We start from the raw sequence: 17,582 nt of genomic DNA on the forward strand, positions 1-17,582 counted from the left end.
CTTCGCCGCAAGTCTATTTTAGCGCCTATGGGCGAACGCCGGGACCCATAACCACCGAGTCTGATTGTTGGAAGAAGGTATCGCTCAGCGTGCCCGATCGCTTCGCCGCGGCGTATGGGTCCCGGCGTTCGCCGGGACGACAGCGAGGTTGAGGCGGCGTCTCGGCTCCGCTCTCAACCAAGCTCGCACGCTTCTCACTCCGTCAGATTGTTGACCTTCTTCACCCAGGCCCGCACGTCCGTCAGCACCTCCGGCAGCACGGCCTTGACCTCGGCGAGCGTCATGCCGGCCTTGACGCGGGGGTCGTAGAGCAGGTTGAGGATGTACTGGTCGTAAATGTCGAAATAGCCCATCGAGACGTTGTCGTTGAACATCGTCCAGGGCACGCTGGAGGTGTCGTTGATCGGCCCGAGCGACTGCAGCAGCTCCTCATAGGCGCAGTCGAGGAAGACGAAATCGCCATTGTCGACGGTGAGGATCACGTCGGAATGCTCGATCTCGAACGCCTCGTTCTTGCGGAAGCCGGACAGGCATTGCGGATCGAGCGAGGTCTTGATCTCGCGCGCGCGCTCGCTGCCATAGGCTTGGCTGATGGTGTGATAGAGGTCGCGGTCGCGTACCAGCTTGACGCGGACATTGGCGTCGCCGTCGGTCTCGGTCATCGCGATGTCGAGATGCTGCACCCGGCTGCCGATGTCGCCGACGACCTTGGCGAGCTGCGCCTTGCGGTCGGCGCGGCGGCCGTCGGCGTAGACCCGCACCGGGGCGCTGTACTTCCGGATCCGGTCGACCCGCCCGGCGAGATGATACTCGGCGCCGAACGCGGTCTTGAAGAAGCCGTCGCTGATCTCGGCGTCGGTGAAGCTCTTCTTCTCGGTACGCTGGCGCGCCGCGATCGCCGGGATCTCCGCCGTCGAGGCCGGCAGCGGGATCGTCATGGTCACGAGCAAGGCCGCCGCGGCGGTCAGGGCGACCGCCACAGTGCGCAGCTGCGGCCGCGAGCAGCTGTTCTGCTCGCGGTCAGGATGGGCGCTCCGGCCTTGCGACATGATCCCGCGTGCGGCTCTCAGTTCTTCACGATGACCGTGGCGCCGACCGAGACGCGGTCGTAGAGATCGGTGACGTCGTCATTGGTCATGCGGAAGCAGCCCGACGACACCGCCTGCCCGATCGTCTCCGGCTCGTTGGAGCCGTGGATGCGGTACAGCGTGGAGCCGAGATACATCGCGCGCGCGCCGAGCGGGTTCTCGATGCCGCCGGCCATGTGGCGCGGCAGATCGGGGCGGCGGCGCAGCATGTCCGCCGGCGGGGTCCAGGCCGGCCACTCCTTCTTGGCGGTGATGCGGTGCACGCCGCTCCAGCGGAACCCGTCGCGGCCGACGCCGATGCCATAGCGCAGCGCCTGGCCGCCGGGCAGCACCAGATACAGCCGACGCTCGCCGGTGTTCACGATGATCGTGCCGGGCGCATAGTCGCCCTGGAACATCACGGTCTGCCGCGGGATCGGGCTGGCGCCGCTCTGGAAGAAGTTCGGCCCGCCGCCGAAGATGTCCCTGGTATCGTACGTCTCCGCCCGCGCCATGCCGGCGCTGGCCACCAACGCGACCGCAGCAATTCCCAAAGCAAAAGACCGCTTCATTTCCATCCCCTGGCAATGATCGAATTCCGGTCGCAGACAGGCCATAAACGCTTGCAATTCGCAACCCACGGCGGCGTGAGGCCGGTATGTGGCGGCGCTCCGTGGCCCAAATCCCACGGAAATCCACGAGCCGCCCGGGAGCCAACACCCTGTTAGCCAAGTCGATGCGCGAGCATCGCCGCGATGGCTGCAATGCGGCCAGCCCCTTTGACGCCGCGGGCGAACAATGATTGATCTCCCCCACATTGCAAATGGCGCGCGGAATCAGCAGGAGAACGGGATGAACGGTGCGGAAAGCCTGGTACGGACCCTGGTCGCGGGGGGCGTTGACGTCTGCTTTACCAATCCGGGTACGTCCGAGATGCACTTCGTCGCCGCGCTCGACCGGGTCGAGGGCATGCGCTGCGTGCTGGGACTGTTCGAAGGCGTGGTCACCGGTGCTGCCGACGGCTATTTCCGCATGAAGGGCACGCCGGCCTCGACCTTGCTGCATCTGGGTCCTGGCCTCGCCAACGGCCTCGCCAACCTGCACAACGCCAAGAAGGCGCGCTCGGGCATCGTCAACATCGTCGGCCAGCACGCCACCTATCACATCGGCTTCAACGCGCCGCTGACCTCCGACATCGAGGGCCTGGCGCGGCCGATGTCGGACTGGGTGCGGACCTCGCCGAGCGCCAAGGCGGTTGCCGCCGACGGCGCCGCCGCGATCGCCGCCGCCAAGAGCGCGCCGCCGCAGATCGCGACCCTGATCCTGCCCGCCGACACCGCCTGGAACGAGGCCGACGGCATCGCCCCGGTTCCCACCGAGGCGCAGCGCCCGAGCTATTCGGCCGATGCGGTCGAGAAGGCGGCGAAGATCCTGCACGCCCACGGGCCGGAGACCCTGGTGCTGATGACCGCGGGCGCGCTGACCGAGCAGGCGCTGACCTTCGCCCAGCAGATCGCCGGCAAGACCGGCTGCCGCGTGATGGGCCAGACCTATCACCCGCGCATGGCGCGCGGCGCCGGGCGGTTCTCGATCGACCGCATTCCCTACGTGATCGAGCAGGCGCTGCCGATCCTGAAGAACTACAAGCACATCGTGCTGGTCGAGGCCAACGACCCCGTCGCCTTCTTCGCCTATCCGAACAAGCCGAGCATGCTGAAGGCCGAGGGCACCGAGGTGCACCGCATGACCGCCTGGGGCGAGAACTCGGCCGCGGCGCTGGAGGCACTCGCCGGCCATCTCGGCGCCAAGCCGGCCGACGTCAAGCCGCAGCCGCTCGCCGAGCTGATCAAGCCGACCGGCGCTCTCAACCATACGACCATTGCCCAGGCGATCGCCTATGCGATTCCGGAGAATGCGATCGTCGTCGACGAATCCATCACCACCGGCCGCGGCTTCTTCCCGCCGACGGCGGCCGCCAAGCCGCATGACTGGCTGCAGAACATGGGTGGCTCGATCGGCTTCTCGACCCCCGTGGCGACCGGCGCCGCGGTGGCCTGCCCGGATCGCAAGGTGATGTGCCTGGTCGGCGACGGCAGCGCGATGTACACGCTGCAGTCGCTGTGGACCCAGGCGCGCGAGAACCTCAACGTGGTCACGGTGGTGTTCGCCAACAGGATCTATCAGATCCTGCGCGGCGAGTTCGACGGTGTCGGCGCAGGCCAACCCGGCCAGCGCGCCCAGGACATGCTCAAGATCGACCGCCCGACGCTCGACTTCGTCGCCATGGCCAAGGGCATGGGCGTTCCCGCCCGCGCCGTGACGTCCGCTGACGAGTTCAACGTGGCGCTGGCGGAAGCCAATGCCGAATACGGCCCGCGCCTGATCGAAGTGCAGATGTAAATCCGCAACGCTGGCGGCCGCAAAACGGCCGCCGGCCAGGGGAAGGCTCATCACCGCATTTATGGGGTTGGCGACTCACGCCGATCGCGTGTTGATGGCGAGGTGTCCTTCTCTCCTGTATCTGAGCGGCATGCACAGTGAATTGAACCGGCTGATCTCCGCGCTGCAGGAGTTTTATGCGCGCGAGCGCTTCATCCTCGACCGCGATCTCGGGGAGCGCGCTCTGACGCACCGGCTGGCGGTGCATCTCGAACGCAACTTCCTGGGGTGGGACGTCGATTGCGAGTTCAATCGGCTCGGCGATCGCGCGATGCTGCTGCCGCGCGGCTCGATCGTTTCGACCGACGACGAGCTGGGAAAATCGATCTATCCCGACATCGTGGTGCACAAGCGTGCCGTGCCGGACAATCTCCTGGCGATCGAGGTCCGCAAGGCCAGCAATCACCAGCCGCTCGCGCATGACCGCCACAAGCTGATGGCGCTGACCGATCCGCATCTGTGGTTTGCCTATTGGATCGGCGTGCTGGTGATTCTCGACCGCCGCAGCGTGATCACGCCGGAGGTCTATGTCGGCGCCCGCATCGATCCGCCGCTGTCGGCCTGGTTCGCGGGACGATTGCAGCAGATGGGGCTGGCCAACAACTGAGAGTAGTATTTCGTTCGCTGGCGCAGGAGAATTTGCGCCGCAATGTGGCCGTGATGTTGCCGGGATGGAACCCCGCTGTTAGCGTTTTCCGTAAGCTGCCGCTCGATGCGAGCGGTGTCTGCGCGTCGGGGGCGGCGGCGTCATCATGAAGTTCATTCCAAAGGTTCTCGATCGGGCGGCGTTCTGGCCGTGGGCGGTGCTGCTCGTGCTCGCGCACATGCTGCTGACCTTCGCGACGATGTCCGGCGCCAAGCTCGGCGGGCTGGATCTGTTGGTCGTGATCGCGCTTGCGCTGGTCGTTGGCGCGCGCTTTCGCGACATTGGCTGGCCGGCCTGGATGGGCATCAGCTTCATGCTGCTGACCATGGGCCTCGGGCCGCTGGGTGTGGCCGCCTATGCGATCGCCAACAACCTCCCGATGGACGGCTTCATGGCGGCCATGAATGTCTATGGCTGGGTCTCCGGAATCGTGAACTTCGCGCTGCTGATCGTGGCGGCCTCGGTGCCCGGGCGACAGCCGAGGCAGGCTGCGAGCGAGGCCATCGCGCAGGTATTTGGGCTCGAGGGACAGAGCGCATCGTCGGGGGCGTCGTATGCTGCGGCAGCGTCGGCGGGCGCCTCCGCCGATGAAGCGTGGGCGTTCGGCCAGATGGGCACGACGCTTGTCGTCGCGGCCGGGGGCATCCTCGTGCTGGTCGTCAGCGGCGTGTTGTGGATCTATGCGCGGGAGTCCGTCCCGTCGCGATCGTATTCGCCGCCGGTGCAATCATCGCAGCAGGCCGCTCCGGCGCAAACGGTTCCACCGCCGCCTCAGCCCGCGCCGGCCTATGCTGCGACGGCAACGCCCGCCGGCGGCAGCGGCGTTGTGCTGGACAAGGCGACCAGCGACTTCCTCCGACAACTGCAAAGCGTGCCGTCCAGCCAATCGCGGCCGCGCTAGCGGCCCTTGTGCGCCGAAGGCCGCCCCCGCGGGGGGCGGCCAGCGCGGCGCTGACTACTTCGACATGCCGTCGCCGGACGGCTTCTTCGCCGACTTCTTCTTCGGCTTCGTCATCTTCATGTCGTCGCCGGAGCCCGTGGCGTCGCCGCTCTTCGCCGACTGGCCGGTGGTCGTCATCGGCTTCTCGGCAGACTGGGCGAGGGCGGCCGACGAGACGAACGCGAGGGCGGCGGTGGCGATGATCAGTTTACGCATGCGGGAAACCTCCGTGGGTTGGAAAACGCGCCGGACCATAGGCGAATTCGCTCCGCGGCGTTCTGACGCAGGAATCAGGAAAACGTGAGCGCGCCGCCCCGCAAAAGCCGCCTTGCAGCGCCCGCCCCGCGAGCAGCGGGCGCATTCTGTGACGCTTGCGGTAGACGCAGGGATCCCATGCGCGTGCGCAAGCGAGTTCGGGCGCGGCGGTGCAGCGAGGCGAGCGGTCCGACACGTCGCAACCGCATCTGGGGAGGTGGAACCAAGGCTGAGGTCGTTGAGGACGCGTGCGCCACATGTGCGGCAGCCGGCAAAAGCGGCCCCTGCGCCGCAACGTTTCGCAAGCCGCTATTTCAATGTCGAGAGATAGGCGACGACGTCGGCCCGCTCCTTCGTGTCCGGCAGCCCCTTGAAGTACATCTTCACGCCGTGGATGTCCCCGCGCGGATCGGCGATATAGATATCCAGAGCCGCCGGCGTCCAAGGCGTCGTGTTGAGCTTCATCGTTTCGGAATAGGCGTAGTCGGGCACCTTTGCCGGTTGTCGGCCCACGACATTCCAGAGGCTCGGGCCGATCTTGTTGATGCCGATCTCCGCGGAGTGGCAGGTCTGGCAGGTTCGCTGGAAGACGACCTTGCCCGCGACGGGGTCTCCGTCCAGCGCCAGGGCATTCGATGCAAAACCTGCAACGATGACGAGCGGCACGATGCGTCGGAGCATGCGAATCTTCCCTTCTTGGAGGCACGGAGACCCGGAGATCGTCGGCTGCGCGTGGCAGCGGATCGCGCAAATGATCAGGCAAGAGACCGGCTTCCGTCCTTGTCCTGGATCAATCCGCAAGGTTGCCGTTGCTGCTCAACTGGCCTAATCTTCTAAAAAAACGAACCCGGCCAAATTGTCGGTAAGGGAGGTGCCTGGTGGGAGACGCCGATCCTCGGCCTGCGCGCCCGTCTGGGGTGATCGCTGCAAAGACGAAGGCTGCGACGGTGGTGGCGGCAGCCGCCGACATCTGCGCGCAATTGCCGGCCGACGGCCTCGCGATGGTGCTGATCTTCGTGTCGCCCCATTATGACCCGCACGAATTCATCGCCGGGGTGACGAACCGCCTCCCGGGCATCCCGGTGTATGGCTGCACGACGGCCGGAGAGCTGTCGCCCGATGGCTGGGAGGATAACAGCGTCGTTGCTCTCGCGTTTGCCGCGGACGATTTCACCGTGATGGCCCAGCCCATCTCTGGGCTGTCGGGCTTTCGCGTCGATGAAGGGCGCCGACTCGGCAATCAGTTGAGGCAGGAGCTGCTGCGGCAGGCTGGTCGCGACGATGAAGGCGTGTTCGGGCTCGTTCTGATCGACGGCATGTGCCAGCGGGAAGAGGCGATCATGTCGGCGATCTACGCGTCGCTCGACAATATTCCGCTCGTCGGCGGATCGGCCGGCGATGGTCTGCGGTTCGAACGGACCTGGGTGTTCCACGACGGCGAGGCCCACACCGATACGGCCGTGTTGATCCTGATCAGGACGTCATTGCCGTTCCGTCTGTTCAAGTGCGACAATTTCGAGCCGACCTCGACCAAGATGGTGGTGACCGAAGCCGATCTCGAGCAGCGTATCGTCAAGCAGCTCAATGCGGAGCCGGCGGCGGAGGAATATTGTCGTGCGATCGGTATCGCGGATTCCGAGCTCGATCCGTTCCTGTTCGCGGCCCATCCGGTCCTGGTGCGTGTCGGTGGCTCGTATTTCGCGCGCTCGATCCAGCGAGTCAGCCCTGACGGTTCGCTCCGCTTCTTCTGCGCGATCGACGAGGGAATGGTGCTGACCGCCGCGAGGTCGCGCAACTCGGTAGCTGCCGCCCGTGAGATGCTGGCCGAGGTCCGCGACGAGCTCGGCGAGGTTGCGATCTTCATCGGCTTCGAGTGCATTCTCAGGCGTCTCGACGCAGAGCAGCATCAGTTCGCGCGGGAAATGTCCGAGCTCTATCGCGACAACCGGATCGTGGGCTTCCATACCTATGGCGAGCAGTACGGTTCGATGCATGTCAATCAGACGCTGACGGGCGTCGCGATCGGCAAGCGCGTCGGGGCGCCGCAATGACCGGGTCGGGGTCCCCTGAAGATCTGCAGCGCGAGGCGGCCAAGCTCAGGAAGATCAACGCCGCGCTGATGTCCAGGGTCGAACGCTCGATGGACCAGCAGCTGAACGCGTTCTCGTTGTTCGAAACGGCGATCGCGCTCGATCAGCAGGTGCGCGAGCGGACGCGGCAGTTGCGCGATGCGCTGCATTCGATCGAGACGGCCAACAAGGATCTCTATCGGGCCAAGCAGCAGGCCGAAGCGGCCAGCTCCTTGAAATCGTCGGTCCTGATCTCCGTGACGCATGATCTGCTTCAGCCGCTCAACGCGGCGCGGCTGACGCTGTCGACCTTGGCGGACGAGGTGCAGTCCGAACGTGGAATAACGATGGTCGGCCAGGTCGACCACTCCCTGGCCATGCTCGAGGATCTGCTGCGCTCACTGCTCGAGATCGCCAAGCTGGATGCGGGCGCCCTGCGTCCGGATGTCCGACCCATTCTGCTCTCCGCCCTGTTCGAGCCGCTCGAACGCGAGTTCGCTCCCATCGCAGCGAAACGCGGCCTGTCGCTGCGCATCTGCCCGTCCTCTGCCGCCGTCGTCTCGGATGCGATGATGCTGCGGCGCATCCTGCAGAACCTCCTGGCCAACGCACTGCGCTACACGCGGCGAGGTGGCGTGGTCATGGGGTGCCGACCGGGGTCGGGGGCAGGCCGTGTTCGGATCGAGGTGTATGACACCGGCCCAGGCATTCCCAAACCGCAGCAGGAGGCGATCTTTCTCGAATTCCAGCGCGGTCGGCCGAGCGCCGAGGATCAGGCCGGCTTTGGGCTCGGGCTGTCGATCGTCCGGCGCTTCGCCAAGGCGTTGGATCATGAAGTCGGGCTGGCCTCGAAGGTCGGCCACGGATCTACGTTCAAGCTTGAGCTCGACCGGGCAGATCCGGCGGCGGTGCTGTCGGACCCGCATCCCGCAGATCACATCGATCATGACTATGGCGGGCTCGAAGCCGCCAAGATTTTGCTGATCGAGAACGACCGGGCCTCTGCCGAGGCCATGGTCAGCCTGCTGGAGAAATGGGGTTGCGACGTCGTGGCCACGGCGTCGTTGCAGGATGCCTTGCAGCGCTTGAACGCACTTGGCGCGGTCCCCGAGACGATCATTGCGGATCTCCATTTGGATAGTGACGAGAGCGGACTTGCCGCCATCCGGGAGATCCGCCGATTGCTCGGTAAAGACGTGCCGGCCATGATCGTGACCGCGGACTATTCGGAAGCTGCGGCCGAGGAAGCGAGCCTGTACGGGCTCGAGATCCTGACCAAGCCGGTCAGGCCAGCGGAGCTTCGCGCCCTGTTGTCGTACCTGCTGTCATGACCGTCTCGGTGCCCGCTGCCGGCGCGCGCGGCTCGCCGATGAGGTTCACGAAATCGATCTTTTCCATCTCGATGATGGCCTTGGTCCGGCTCATGACCCGGAGCTTCCGCAGGATCTCCGAGACGTGGACCTTCACCGTGGTCTCGCAGATCCCGAGCTCATAGGCGATCTGCTTGTTCTGCAATCCGCAGCGGATCAAATCGAGCACGCGTAGCTGCTGCGGCGTCAATTCGTGAAGGCGTTTCAGGAGATCGTGAGCGGGAAGCCTGGCCCGGCGCGTCGCGGGGCTGATGGCGCCGCCTTGAACATGGACCTCGCCGCGCAGCACGGCGCTGATCGCATCAGCCAGCTGCTCCTTGGATGTCGATTTCGAGATATAGCCGGCCACGCCGAGCGTGAGAACATGGGCGACGAGCTGCGGGTCCTGATACGCTGAAACGACGAGGATCGGTGTTCGCGGCGCGGTCTTGCGGATGCGAATGACGCCGGAGAGGCCGGTCGTTCCAGGTGTCGAGAGGTCGAGCAGGATCAAGTCGAATCTGGGCGGAGACGACAGGCGGCACACCGCCATGTCGATGGATGCCGCTTCGACCATTTCGGCACCAGGCAGAGCCACGTGGATCGCGCTTTCCAGCGCCTCGCGAAAGAGCGGATGGTCCTCGACGATCAGCAATCGAGCCACTGCCTGTCACTCCCCGGCCGGATCGAACATCCGGTTTGTCAGTGTCGCGGATCTGACATTCGCTTCAGGATATGCGCGAAGGCGTGCGAATGTCAGACCGGAACGCTACCGATACCGCGGCGCTCCGGATCAATCAATGAGCAAGACGCGATCGATGTCGCGACGTCTGCCACCGCCGCCCCGTCCTGCGTTGCAGCATTTCCGCTACATCAGCTACTGGTGCTTGCTGCGCGACGCGGTCCGCGATCCCTGCCGCTCGCCGGGAATGGGCAGCTCGATCTTGCCGGTTTCGATCACGGCCTTGTTGCGACTGAACAGGCGAAGTTTCTTCAGGATTTCGGTGATGTGCGCCTTGACGGTGGATTCCGCCAACTGCAGTTCGCTGGCGATTTCCCGGTTCTGATAGCCACGCCTGATCAGGTCGAGGACGCGAAGCTGTTGTGGAGTCAGCTGCTCGAGGCGGGCCTGCAACGCGCGAGACGAGTCAACCCCGTCTCGTTCGGTGGCAGGCACGAAGTCCTTCGGGACAGAGATCGAGCCGCTGAGCACGCGTTCGATCGAGGATGTCAGCTCGCGCTTGGACGTCGATTTCGGCAGATAGCCGGCCGCGCCGAGCGAAAGCGCTTCGCGCACGACATGCTGGTCTTCATCGCTGGAGACGATCGCGACCGGAAGCCGCGGATGAGTTGCGCGAAGCCGCAGGAAGCCTGAAAAGCCGGTGGCGTCCGGCAGCGTCAGATCCAGCAGCGCCAGATCCATTTCGGTTTCGGACGCCAGGATGTTCAGCGCATCGGCAATCGACAACGCCTCGAAGATCTGGGCGTCCGGATGCGCCAGACGCACGGCGTTGCCGAGCGCCTCGCGAAACAGCGGATGATCGTCGATGATCAGAAAGCGCGTCATATCCGACTCTCACTTCTCGCCAGCATGCTGCGGGCGATCCGGTGGACCGTGCCGTTCGGGATCCGCCTCCTTCAATTGGTCGTTTCCGACGACTGCACGGTCATCAGGAATGAATAGATGCTCTCGAACTGGTCGTCGGTAAAGACTTCCTTCCAAGCCGGCATGCCCTTGGACGGACGGCCTTCATGCACGGTGGTCCAGTACTTGTCGCGCATGTCCTCGCCGTAGCGGGTCTGCAGCCGTCGCAGGTCGATCCGGCGTTCCGCCTGCACGGCGTCGGGGCCGTGACAATGTGCGCAGGTGCCGTTGAAGATCTCCTTGCCGAGGGTCGCCATCTCGGTCTTGGCATCGGTCACGTTGGAGTCAGAGACCCTGATCAGCGGGGCTTCAGCGACCGGCTTCCGAACGGCCTGGGAAAGACCATCGAGCGAGGCCAGCCTGATCGGGCTCGGCGCCGCGCCGAGCTTGACGGGCGGATCGCTCGGCAGTCCGTATTTGGCGGCGAGTTCTGCAATCCGCGGCCCGAGCTGCGGCAACGCCGCGTCGATCCGGTCGCGCAGCTGCGTCGAGGTTCTGGCGAAGCCGATCGCGGCATCCCAGGACAGGCCGGGTCCCTCGACCGGCTGAACCCGGAAGCGGCTTTCGTAGGCCGTCTTGTTGAGCCAGCCGGCAACGGGTCCCCAGACGAAAGCGACGTCGACCTTGCCCTGGGCGAGCGCCACCATGCCCTCTTCCGGTGTCAGGACGGTGACCTTCTCGATATCGTCGCGCTCGGCCAGCAGATTTTGCGGAGTGGTCTGGTATTGCACCGCGACGCGCTTGGCGCGAAGGTCATCGATGCTGTTGACGACGAGCGTCGGTCGGCTGACCAGCGCGTAGGTTTCAGTCGTGATCCTCGTCGAGAAGATCACGGCCGGTCCCATGAACTCGGAGGACAGCGGCAGGCCTATCATCGCATCGCACTGCTTGCCGAGCAGTGTCACGCGTACGGTGCGCTTGCCGAAATAGGATTTGTACCAGTCATACGTCACAGGGCGGCCGAGCTGCTGCGACAAGGCCTGGCCGATTTCGAGATAGAAGCCCGGCTGCGCCGGATTGTCGCTCGAGAACGGGAGGTTGGTGGGATCGGCGCACAGCCGCAGCGGGCCCGCCTCGTCCGCCACCGCCGACGACGTCAGCAGGGTTGACGCCATCAATGCCGCGAAAGCGGTCGCGCGTGCCGACAGTTCGGCAGCCGCCCGCCAAGTCCAACCGGTCTGACGACGATTCAGGCGCATCCTCGATCCCTCGTTCTTGTTATGTCGTTTGTGCGGACCGGCTCCATCCGTGCGGCGCGCCGTGTCCTTCGTTGCATGCGGATTGCCGAGCAAGGCGCGTGTCCCGATCCAGGGGGGACACGCGCGTCTGTCGTGGCCGTTGCGGCCTATTGGACCGCGAAGACGAACAAGGAACCACCCTCGGGAGCCGCGTTGGTCATCTTCTTCCCGATCTCGCCAAGGAACGCCGGGATCGAGGCGGTGCGCCCGACGACCACGGCGACGTATTGCTTGCCGTCGACGGAATAGCTCACTGGACCGGCGCCGATGCCGGAGCCGAGATTCTTGCTCCAGAGAATCTTGCCGGTCTTGGCGTCGACGGCGCGGAAGTCACCGTGCAGATTGCCGGAGAACACCAGGCCGCCCGCGGTGGCCAACGTGCCGCCGTTGAACGGCAGGTCTTCCTTGATCGACCAGACCTTCTTGTTGGCGACGGGATCCCAGGCGACGAGTTCGCCCAGGAAGCCGCCCGGACCTTCCTTGGTCGGGAATTCGGCGCCGAGATAGAACACGCCGCGCTTGTAGGCGACGTCGCTGACCGCCCAATCCATGCAGACGTTGTTGGTCGGGATGTAGACGAGGCCGGTGTCCGGACTGAACGACATCGGCTGCCAGTTCTTGCCGCCGATCAGGTTCGGGCAGATGTCCTTGGCCGGATGTCCCGGGCCCGGCCGCTTGTCCGGATCCTCGACCGCACGCGAGGTCGCGACGTCCCATTTCTGCGCCCAGTTGGCGAAGACGTATTTCTCGGCCGAGATCACCTTGCCGGTCTCGCGGTTGGCGACGAAGAAGAAGCCGTTGCGATCGGCCTTCATCAAGGTCGGAACGCTCGTCCCGCCGATCTTCAGGTCGGCCAGCAGGGCCTCGTTGACGCCGTCATAGTCCCAGGCATCCGCCGGCGTGCCCTGGATGTGCCACTTGATCGCGCCGTTGTTCGGATCGATCGCCAGCGTGGAGGCGGTGTAGAGATTGGTCAGCTTGCCGAAATCGCCGTTGCCGGTCGAGCGCACCGCGGTATTCCAGGGGCCGGGATTGCTGGTGCCCCAATAGACCGTGTCGCTCTTCGGATCATACGAGCCGACCAGCCAGGCCGCGCCGCCGCCATGCAGGCCGGTGTCTCCCTTCCAGGTCTCGCTGCCGGGCTCGCCGGGAGCGGGGACGGTGTAGGTCTGCCACAACGCCTTGCCGGATTTGATGTCGAAGGCCTGCAGCGAGCCACGCACGCCATACTCGCCGCCGCCGAAGCCGGTGATGACCTTGTCGCGCACCACCAGCGGCGGCGAGGTGATCACCGAGCCCTGCTTGTAGTCGACCACTTTCGACGTCCACAGCTCCTTGCCGGTCGCCGCATCGACGGCGGTCAGCTTGCCGTCGAGTCGGCCGACGAACAGCTTGCCGTCGGCGTAGGTGACGCCGCGGTTGTTGACGTCGCAGCAGGCATATTGCAGCACGTCGTCCGGAATGTCGGGCTCGTAGGTCCATTTGCGTGCGCCCGTCGCCGCATCCAGCGCATAGACGTATTTCGGTCCCCAGGAGGTCGAGACATAGAGCGTATTGCCGACCACGATGGGTGAGGCCTCGTTCGAGCGCAGCGAGGCCAGCGAGAACGAATAGACCAGCGACAGCTTGCCGGCGTTCTCGGTGTTGATGTCCTTGAGCGGGCTGAACCGGGTGTTGCCGTAGTCATGGCCCGTCATCGCCCATGACCCGGGTTCGCTGGCAGCCTTCAGTGCCGAGTCGTTGGCGCGCACACCCCACGCGCCCGCCATGAGGAAGGCGACCGTCGAGATGCCAGCCAAGAATCTCCTGCTCGTGGAATTCATCAGTTCCCTCCGCGTTTTGTTTGTTTGTGATGGCGCAAGCGCTGCGCCTGGCCCCCGATGTGCAGTCGCGCTGCAATCATCCGGGCGAATTACACCATCACCTCCCGCGCGCTCTTATAGGCGGAAGGTAGTAGGCGGACCCGTCGACCGTCGACGTCGATTTCTGCAGCCTTTTCGGGAGGTTAAGGGCTCTTTTGAGAGGTCAAGCCCAGGACGGGGGATCAGTGGGACGAACCCCCGCGCGCATGGCGTGCAATGCGGCGACGACCGCCCGGACCCGGCGCGCGCCCCGGAGAGAGCCGGCAGTGAACCGATCCGGGAGGCATCTCTTGCGTCTTTCCAAACTTGCTCCTGGTCGCGATCCCCGGTCTGTAGCACATGGAGTGCCGAGCGTTGATTTTCGAAGCGCGCATGAGGCGTGAGAGGAGAACGGTGAATGACGTCGAACGGTCCAAGCGCGGTCCTCTCGTCCGACGCAATCGAGACATTGGCGCGCGGCGCTCTCGCCGACGCGCAGGATGGGCGTGCCGGAATGGCGTTGCAGAAGCTGGCGCCGTTGCGGACCGCGCAGTCCCGCCAGCAAGAGGCAGCCATGGCGCTGCTATGGGTCGTCGATCAGTTCTGCCTGGAGCGGGACGTCGCCGCCGACATTCTGTCGGAGATCGCACGCGCGCACGACCAGGACGCTCGCGTCCTGACCGGGCTCGGACGCTGCCTCGAAGCGGTGCGCGACATCGATGATCTCAACGCGCCGCCGCCCGACAATCCTCTCTTTGCCTCGGTGTTCGAGCGGCTGAACGAGCTGGTTGCGGACTATGAGGGCAAGCCCGAACATGAGTCGATTCTCAATGGATTGGCCACCGCTGCCCGTATGCTGGCGCGCCAGCACGATGAGACGGCTGAGCGCAGCTACCGGGCGCTCACCGAGATCGATCCGAGCAACGCTCAATATCACTATGGCCTTGGACTGTTCTACAAGACGCGCGGCCGGTTCGCCGAGGGCATGTCGGCGAACCAGGTCGCGGCCAGTCTGCTTGAAGAGCCCATCCAGAGCTACCAATGGAACCTCGGGATCTGCGCCACCGGCGCGGGGAATGCGGCGGTCGCGCTCGACGTCTGGAAGGGCCTCGGGCTGGACATCGCGATCGGCCGCTTCGGCCTGCCGGACTGCAATCTGGGCCAATGCAAAGTGAAACTGGCCGAGCGTCCGCTGGCCGAACGTTCGGCCGACAGTGACGATCCCGGCGCGGAAGAGACGATCTGGATCGAACGGCTGAGCCCGTGTCACGGCGTCGTCCGCAGCGTGCTCTACCAGAAGCTCGGCGTCGACTATGGCGACGACGTGCTGTTCGACGGTGCGCCGATCACCCATCATACCTACGGCGAGATCAAGGTCCCCGTCTTCCCGCATCTGGCGACGCTGATCCGCCGCAGCTATCAGGTCTTCGACTTTGCCGGAACCCAGGAGGCGAACAGGCAATTGGCCGACCTGAGCGAGGCGCTGGAGGAAGATGCGGTGATCTACCCACATTCCGAGAGCACCGTCATGTTGTGCGCGAACTGCTGGCGCGACCCGGATCGCGATCACGATAACCATGAGAGAATGGAGAAGCATGTCGTGAGGGGGAAGATCGCGGCGCCACCCGGCATGGATCCAAGGAGCCTGCTGGACCGCATCGACGCCGCGATCGAGACGCAGCAGCGCCGATGCCAGCTTTATGCGCCGGATCTCTGCAGGGCGGCCGGGCTGACCGAGCGCGAGGCGATCGACCGCCGGCGGTTCGACCTGCTGATGAGGAATTAGCGATCAGGCAAGGCCCGCGCGCTTGCCCTTGACCAGGGCGGACTTGATCGCACCGAGGATCCAGTTCTCGTCGTCGGACGAGAGCCAGCGCCCGACACGGACCACGCCCATCGTGAACAGTGGCGGAAGCCAACCAAACAAAGGCAACAGCCAGAGCACCGGATCATTGGAGCCTTAAAGCAAATCGAGCAGGGGGCCGGCAATCACGAACAGACCCATCGCCAGCCCGGCGCCGACGAAGGCGCCGGCCTGCCCGTTCAGCCCCACGAACGTCCCGATGCGGCGGGCTTGCGCGTTGTCGTGGGTGCTCCAAACGACGCTCGTTCCATTCGCAATGCGTTCGGCGATCAGGGATTCCACCGCCGTGGTGGATGCGGCGTCGAGCGCCGAGGTTGGCTCGTCCAGCAGAAACACGCGCGATCGGAGCATGAGCGCCCGCACAAGCCCCAACCGCTGTCTTTCGCCGGTCGAAAGTCTTTGGATCGGCCAAGGTCCGCAGCCGTCCGGTAATCCTAGGCGTGTGACCAGAGGTCGAGCATCGTCCCAGACCGTGAAGTGTTCCTGCACAATGTCGGACCACCAGCCAGGCTCGGTCGCGAGGTAGGTCACTTGCTTTCGCCAGGCCGGGGCGGGTATCGCCTCCCTGAGCGTCCCGTCCAGCTTTACTGTTCCCTCGTTGGGATCGAGATCGGCGATGGAGCGAAGCAGCTCGGTCTTCCCGACTCCGGAAGGCCCTTGCAGGGCGACGCATTCGCCGTCCTGCAAGTCGAACGACACGGAGATGTGCAGGCGCTTGAGTCCGCTGACTGTCAGCATGGCGTCAAAGCTTGTGCTGCAGCCGATCGAGAACTCCCCTGGCGATCTCTGCCGGCGCTTCCTGGGGGTAGGGATGCACCGAGCTGACATTGATCTCACCGAGCACGTAGCTGTCGCTTCCATCCGCCTGGACGGGGCCGAGCATGAAGTCGGCGTCCCAGATCATGGGCAAGTCGTCTCGCGCAATATCGAGCAACGAGGTCAGCTGCGGCGTCCATTCGTCCTCCATCAACCGGCGCAGCCGCTGGAAGCGCGGATCGGCTTGGGACGAATAGAGCCGCGGTCCAGCCTCTGATCGCGCAGCCGGCGAATCGACCAGGGCTTTGACTTTGTGGGAGCCGAACCCGGCGCAGCGTTCGCCCGCCATGTAACAGCGCACGACGCCCTCGCTGAGGCGCGGCTGGAACGGTTGGTCGATCACGCTGCCGTTCTCGAAATACTCGGCGCAGCGACGCAGAAAATCATCCAGCGCGAGTTCCTCGGGCGCGTCCTTGGTCGCGTCCAGCACCCTTATGTTGGCGGAATTCGACAGCTTCTCGACCTTCCAGACGCCCTGGCCGCCATTGCCGCGGTTGCGCTTGATCACGCGCGGGCCGGCGGCGAGCTGCGTCGGCAACTCGGCGCGCATCGCCCCGGAGGTTCGATACAGCGCCGTATCGCTTCCCCAGCCCATCGCGCGGGTCCGATAGAGGACCTCCTTGGTGCCCATCTTGAGGATGACGTCCGGATGAGCGCTTACCCACACCCCGCGCGCGGCAACGTCGCGTAGCAGGGCATCGAGACCGGCGCGGTTTCTGCCGTCTTGAATCGGATTGACCCACACGAGCACGCCGTCCACCGCGAGCAACTCTTCGCGGACATCCTCGGCGAAACTTTCATCGTAGATCGTTGGGCGAGCTTCGACGCCGACGGCGGCGAGCGCCTCGAAAACGTCGGTGAAGCGGCTGCTTTTCGTGCTCGCATTCCGGCGCGCCTCAGCATCTCCTCGCGAGAGCACGGCCACGGAATACAGGGAAGGCGATCGGCGTTCGGTCATGCGCAAGCTCCACGTCATACGTGCTGCACAGAGCTTGGACCGAAGTCTCACGGGGAGTCTGCTTGTCCCCTCGGAACCATTGTATGGGAGAACGGCAGGCCCTTTCAAGACGACCGAGCAGGGTTTCTCCCCGATGACGGGCGGCCGGGCGATGTCGCTATCGCCAGGGCGGCTCCGGACCAGTGAAATCTTCGTGACGTTCCCGCGTGGCATCTTCGCTGCGGAGGTGTTGACAGCGTTCGGCCTCGGGGGTTCAATTTGCGCTATCGGGGATTTGCGATCTCCCCGCGAGGCGACATGCCCAAGCATCGCGTCCTTTTCACCAAGGGCGCAGCATGCCTTCATTCCTCATCTCCATTTTGTCCGACAGCTTCACGATCGGTAGGCACGGCGGTCGCGCTGATGCTGGTCGATGTCGTGCATCGACGGGGACCTCTCCGCCGAACGCTCGTCGT

The 17,582-nt window shown here is 64.9% G+C and carries 17 protein-coding genes; 6 read left to right on the forward strand and 11 right to left on the reverse strand.

The features are described 5' to 3' along the window. Nucleotides 1-194 precede the first annotated feature (194 nt). Both QQL87_RS27860 and QQL87_RS27865 read right to left on the reverse strand, forming a co-directional pair. Nucleotides 195-938, reverse strand: a complete 744-nt coding sequence (locus QQL87_RS27860) for a DUF2927 domain-containing protein (protein WP_284422247.1) — start codon at nucleotides 936-938, stop codon at nucleotides 195-197. A gap of 128 nt (nucleotides 939-1,066) precedes the next feature. Further along, the gene (locus tag QQL87_RS27865; RefSeq protein ID WP_284422161.1) at nucleotides 1,067-1,639 is read right to left on the reverse strand and encodes a L,D-transpeptidase; all 573 of its coding nucleotides are present in this window, start codon (nucleotides 1,637-1,639) and stop codon (nucleotides 1,067-1,069) included. A gap of 280 nt (nucleotides 1,640-1,919) precedes the next feature. Here QQL87_RS27865 and QQL87_RS27870 point away from each other — a divergent pair, with 280 nt between their 5' ends. The 3 genes from QQL87_RS27870 (at nucleotide 1,920) to QQL87_RS27880 (ending at nucleotide 5,053) form a co-directional block, all read left to right on the forward strand. Then, nucleotides 1,920-3,467 carry an acetolactate synthase large subunit gene (locus tag QQL87_RS27870; protein ID WP_284422162.1) on the forward strand — a complete coding sequence of 516 codons (1,548 nt, stop codon included), beginning with the start codon at nucleotides 1,920-1,922 and terminating at the stop codon, nucleotides 3,465-3,467. Nucleotides 3,468-3,597: 130 nt separating this feature from the next. Then, nucleotides 3,598-4,113: a hypothetical protein gene (locus QQL87_RS27875; protein WP_284422163.1), complete on the forward strand. Its 516-nt coding sequence runs from the start codon at nucleotides 3,598-3,600 to the stop codon at nucleotides 4,111-4,113. Between the two features lie 145 nt (nucleotides 4,114-4,258). Next, entirely contained in the window at nucleotides 4,259-5,053 is a 795-nt protein-coding gene (locus QQL87_RS27880) for a hypothetical protein (RefSeq protein ID WP_284422164.1), read from the forward strand. A gap of 54 nt (nucleotides 5,054-5,107) precedes the next feature. Here the strand turns inward: QQL87_RS27880 and QQL87_RS27885 are convergent, their stop codons facing one another. Both QQL87_RS27885 and QQL87_RS27890 read right to left on the reverse strand, forming a co-directional pair. Beyond that, on the reverse strand, nucleotides 5,108-5,308 hold the full coding sequence (locus tag QQL87_RS27885; protein ID WP_284422165.1) for a hypothetical protein: 201 nt from the start codon (nucleotides 5,306-5,308) through the stop codon (nucleotides 5,108-5,110). Between the two features lie 348 nt (nucleotides 5,309-5,656). Continuing rightward, nucleotides 5,657-6,028, reverse strand: coding sequence for a c-type cytochrome (locus QQL87_RS27890; RefSeq protein WP_284424132.1), 372 nt, complete (start codon nucleotides 6,026-6,028; stop codon nucleotides 5,657-5,659). A 197-nt stretch (nucleotides 6,029-6,225) separates the two neighbouring features. Here QQL87_RS27890 and QQL87_RS27895 point away from each other — a divergent pair, with 197 nt between their 5' ends. After that, nucleotides 6,226-7,398, forward strand: a complete 1,173-nt coding sequence (locus QQL87_RS27895) for an FIST N-terminal domain-containing protein (RefSeq protein WP_284422167.1) — start codon at nucleotides 6,226-6,228, stop codon at nucleotides 7,396-7,398. Continuing rightward, the gene (locus QQL87_RS27900) at nucleotides 7,395-8,747 is read left to right on the forward strand and encodes a hybrid sensor histidine kinase/response regulator (RefSeq protein ID WP_284422168.1); all 1,353 of its coding nucleotides are present in this window, start codon (nucleotides 7,395-7,397) and stop codon (nucleotides 8,745-8,747) included. The genes QQL87_RS27895 and QQL87_RS27900 overlap by 4 nt, the downstream gene beginning before the upstream one ends. Here the strand turns inward: QQL87_RS27900 and QQL87_RS27905 are convergent. From QQL87_RS27905 to QQL87_RS27920, 4 genes are all read right to left on the reverse strand, one after another. Continuing rightward, nucleotides 8,701-9,429 (reverse strand): response regulator, encoded by a 729-nt coding sequence (locus QQL87_RS27905; protein WP_284422169.1) that lies wholly within the window; start codon nucleotides 9,427-9,429, stop codon nucleotides 8,701-8,703. The genes QQL87_RS27900 and QQL87_RS27905 overlap by 47 nt on opposite strands. A gap of 213 nt (nucleotides 9,430-9,642) precedes the next feature. Continuing rightward, nucleotides 9,643-10,332 carry a response regulator gene (locus tag QQL87_RS27910; protein WP_284422170.1) on the reverse strand — a complete coding sequence of 230 codons (690 nt, stop codon included), beginning with the start codon at nucleotides 10,330-10,332 and terminating at the stop codon, nucleotides 9,643-9,645. Nucleotides 10,333-10,403: 71 nt separating this feature from the next. Continuing rightward, on the reverse strand, nucleotides 10,404-11,609 hold the full coding sequence (locus QQL87_RS27915) for a c-type cytochrome (RefSeq protein ID WP_284422171.1): 1,206 nt from the start codon (nucleotides 11,607-11,609) through the stop codon (nucleotides 10,404-10,406). Between the two features lie 146 nt (nucleotides 11,610-11,755). Then, on the reverse strand, nucleotides 11,756-13,447 hold the full coding sequence (locus tag QQL87_RS27920) for a PQQ-dependent dehydrogenase, methanol/ethanol family (protein ID WP_284422173.1): 1,692 nt from the start codon (nucleotides 13,445-13,447) through the stop codon (nucleotides 11,756-11,758). Nucleotides 13,448-13,907: 460 nt separating this feature from the next. Here QQL87_RS27920 and QQL87_RS27925 point away from each other — a divergent pair, with 460 nt between their 5' ends. After that, the gene (locus QQL87_RS27925; RefSeq protein ID WP_284422174.1) at nucleotides 13,908-15,275 is read left to right on the forward strand and encodes a prenyltransferase; all 1,368 of its coding nucleotides are present in this window, start codon (nucleotides 13,908-13,910) and stop codon (nucleotides 15,273-15,275) included. Between the two features lie 3 nt (nucleotides 15,276-15,278). On the opposite strand, the gene QQL87_RS27930 is transcribed toward QQL87_RS27925, so the two are convergent. From QQL87_RS27930 to QQL87_RS27940, 3 genes are read right to left on the reverse strand one after another with little or no spacing between them, the layout of a single operon-like run. Then, nucleotides 15,279-15,434 (reverse strand): hypothetical protein, encoded by a 156-nt coding sequence (locus QQL87_RS27930; protein ID WP_284422175.1) that lies wholly within the window; start codon nucleotides 15,432-15,434, stop codon nucleotides 15,279-15,281. A gap of 15 nt (nucleotides 15,435-15,449) precedes the next feature. Then, nucleotides 15,450-16,091 carry an ABC transporter ATP-binding protein gene (locus tag QQL87_RS27935; RefSeq protein WP_284422176.1) on the reverse strand — a complete coding sequence of 214 codons (642 nt, stop codon included), beginning with the start codon at nucleotides 16,089-16,091 and terminating at the stop codon, nucleotides 15,450-15,452. 4 nt (nucleotides 16,092-16,095) lie between these two features. Next, entirely contained in the window at nucleotides 16,096-17,127 is a 1,032-nt protein-coding gene (locus QQL87_RS27940; protein ID WP_284422177.1) for a Cj0069 family protein, read from the reverse strand. Between the last annotated feature and the right edge of the window lie 455 nt (nucleotides 17,128-17,582).

The sequence above is a fragment of the Bradyrhizobium sp. SSBR45G genome (genome assembly GCF_030159255.1).
In the GTDB taxonomy this organism is placed as follows: Bacteria; Pseudomonadota; Alphaproteobacteria; order Rhizobiales; family Xanthobacteraceae; genus Bradyrhizobium.

Bases quoted from the DNA above. Each gene is read 5' to 3' on its own strand.
- QQL87_RS27860 (WP_284422247.1), bottom strand. From the start codon at position 938: ATGACGATCCCGCTGCCGGCCTCGACGGCGGAGATCCCGGCGATCGCG.
- QQL87_RS27865 (WP_284422161.1), bottom strand. From the start codon at position 1,639: ATGAAGCGGTCTTTTGCTTTGGGAATTGCTGCGGTCGCGTTGGTGGCC.
- QQL87_RS27870 (WP_284422162.1), top strand. From the start codon at position 1,920: ATGAACGGTGCGGAAAGCCTGGTACGGACCCTGGTCGCGGGGGGCGTT.
- QQL87_RS27875 (WP_284422163.1), top strand. From the start codon at position 3,598: ATGCACAGTGAATTGAACCGGCTGATCTCCGCGCTGCAGGAGTTTTAT.
- QQL87_RS27880 (WP_284422164.1), top strand. From the start codon at position 4,259: ATGAAGTTCATTCCAAAGGTTCTCGATCGGGCGGCGTTCTGGCCGTGG.
- QQL87_RS27885 (WP_284422165.1), bottom strand. From the start codon at position 5,308: ATGCGTAAACTGATCATCGCCACCGCCGCCCTCGCGTTCGTCTCGTCG.
- QQL87_RS27890 (WP_284424132.1), bottom strand. From the start codon at position 6,028: ATGCTCCGACGCATCGTGCCGCTCGTCATCGTTGCAGGTTTTGCATCG.
- QQL87_RS27900 (WP_284422168.1), top strand. From the start codon at position 7,395: ATGACCGGGTCGGGGTCCCCTGAAGATCTGCAGCGCGAGGCGGCCAAG.
- QQL87_RS27910 (WP_284422170.1), bottom strand. From the start codon at position 10,332: ATGACGCGCTTTCTGATCATCGACGATCATCCGCTGTTTCGCGAGGCG.
- QQL87_RS27915 (WP_284422171.1), bottom strand. From the start codon at position 11,609: ATGCGCCTGAATCGTCGTCAGACCGGTTGGACTTGGCGGGCGGCTGCC.
- QQL87_RS27925 (WP_284422174.1), top strand. From the start codon at position 13,908: ATGACGTCGAACGGTCCAAGCGCGGTCCTCTCGTCCGACGCAATCGAG.
- QQL87_RS27935 (WP_284422176.1), bottom strand. From the start codon at position 16,091: ATGCTGACAGTCAGCGGACTCAAGCGCCTGCACATCTCCGTGTCGTTC.
- QQL87_RS27940 (WP_284422177.1), bottom strand. From the start codon at position 17,127: ATGACCGAACGCCGATCGCCTTCCCTGTATTCCGTGGCCGTGCTCTCG.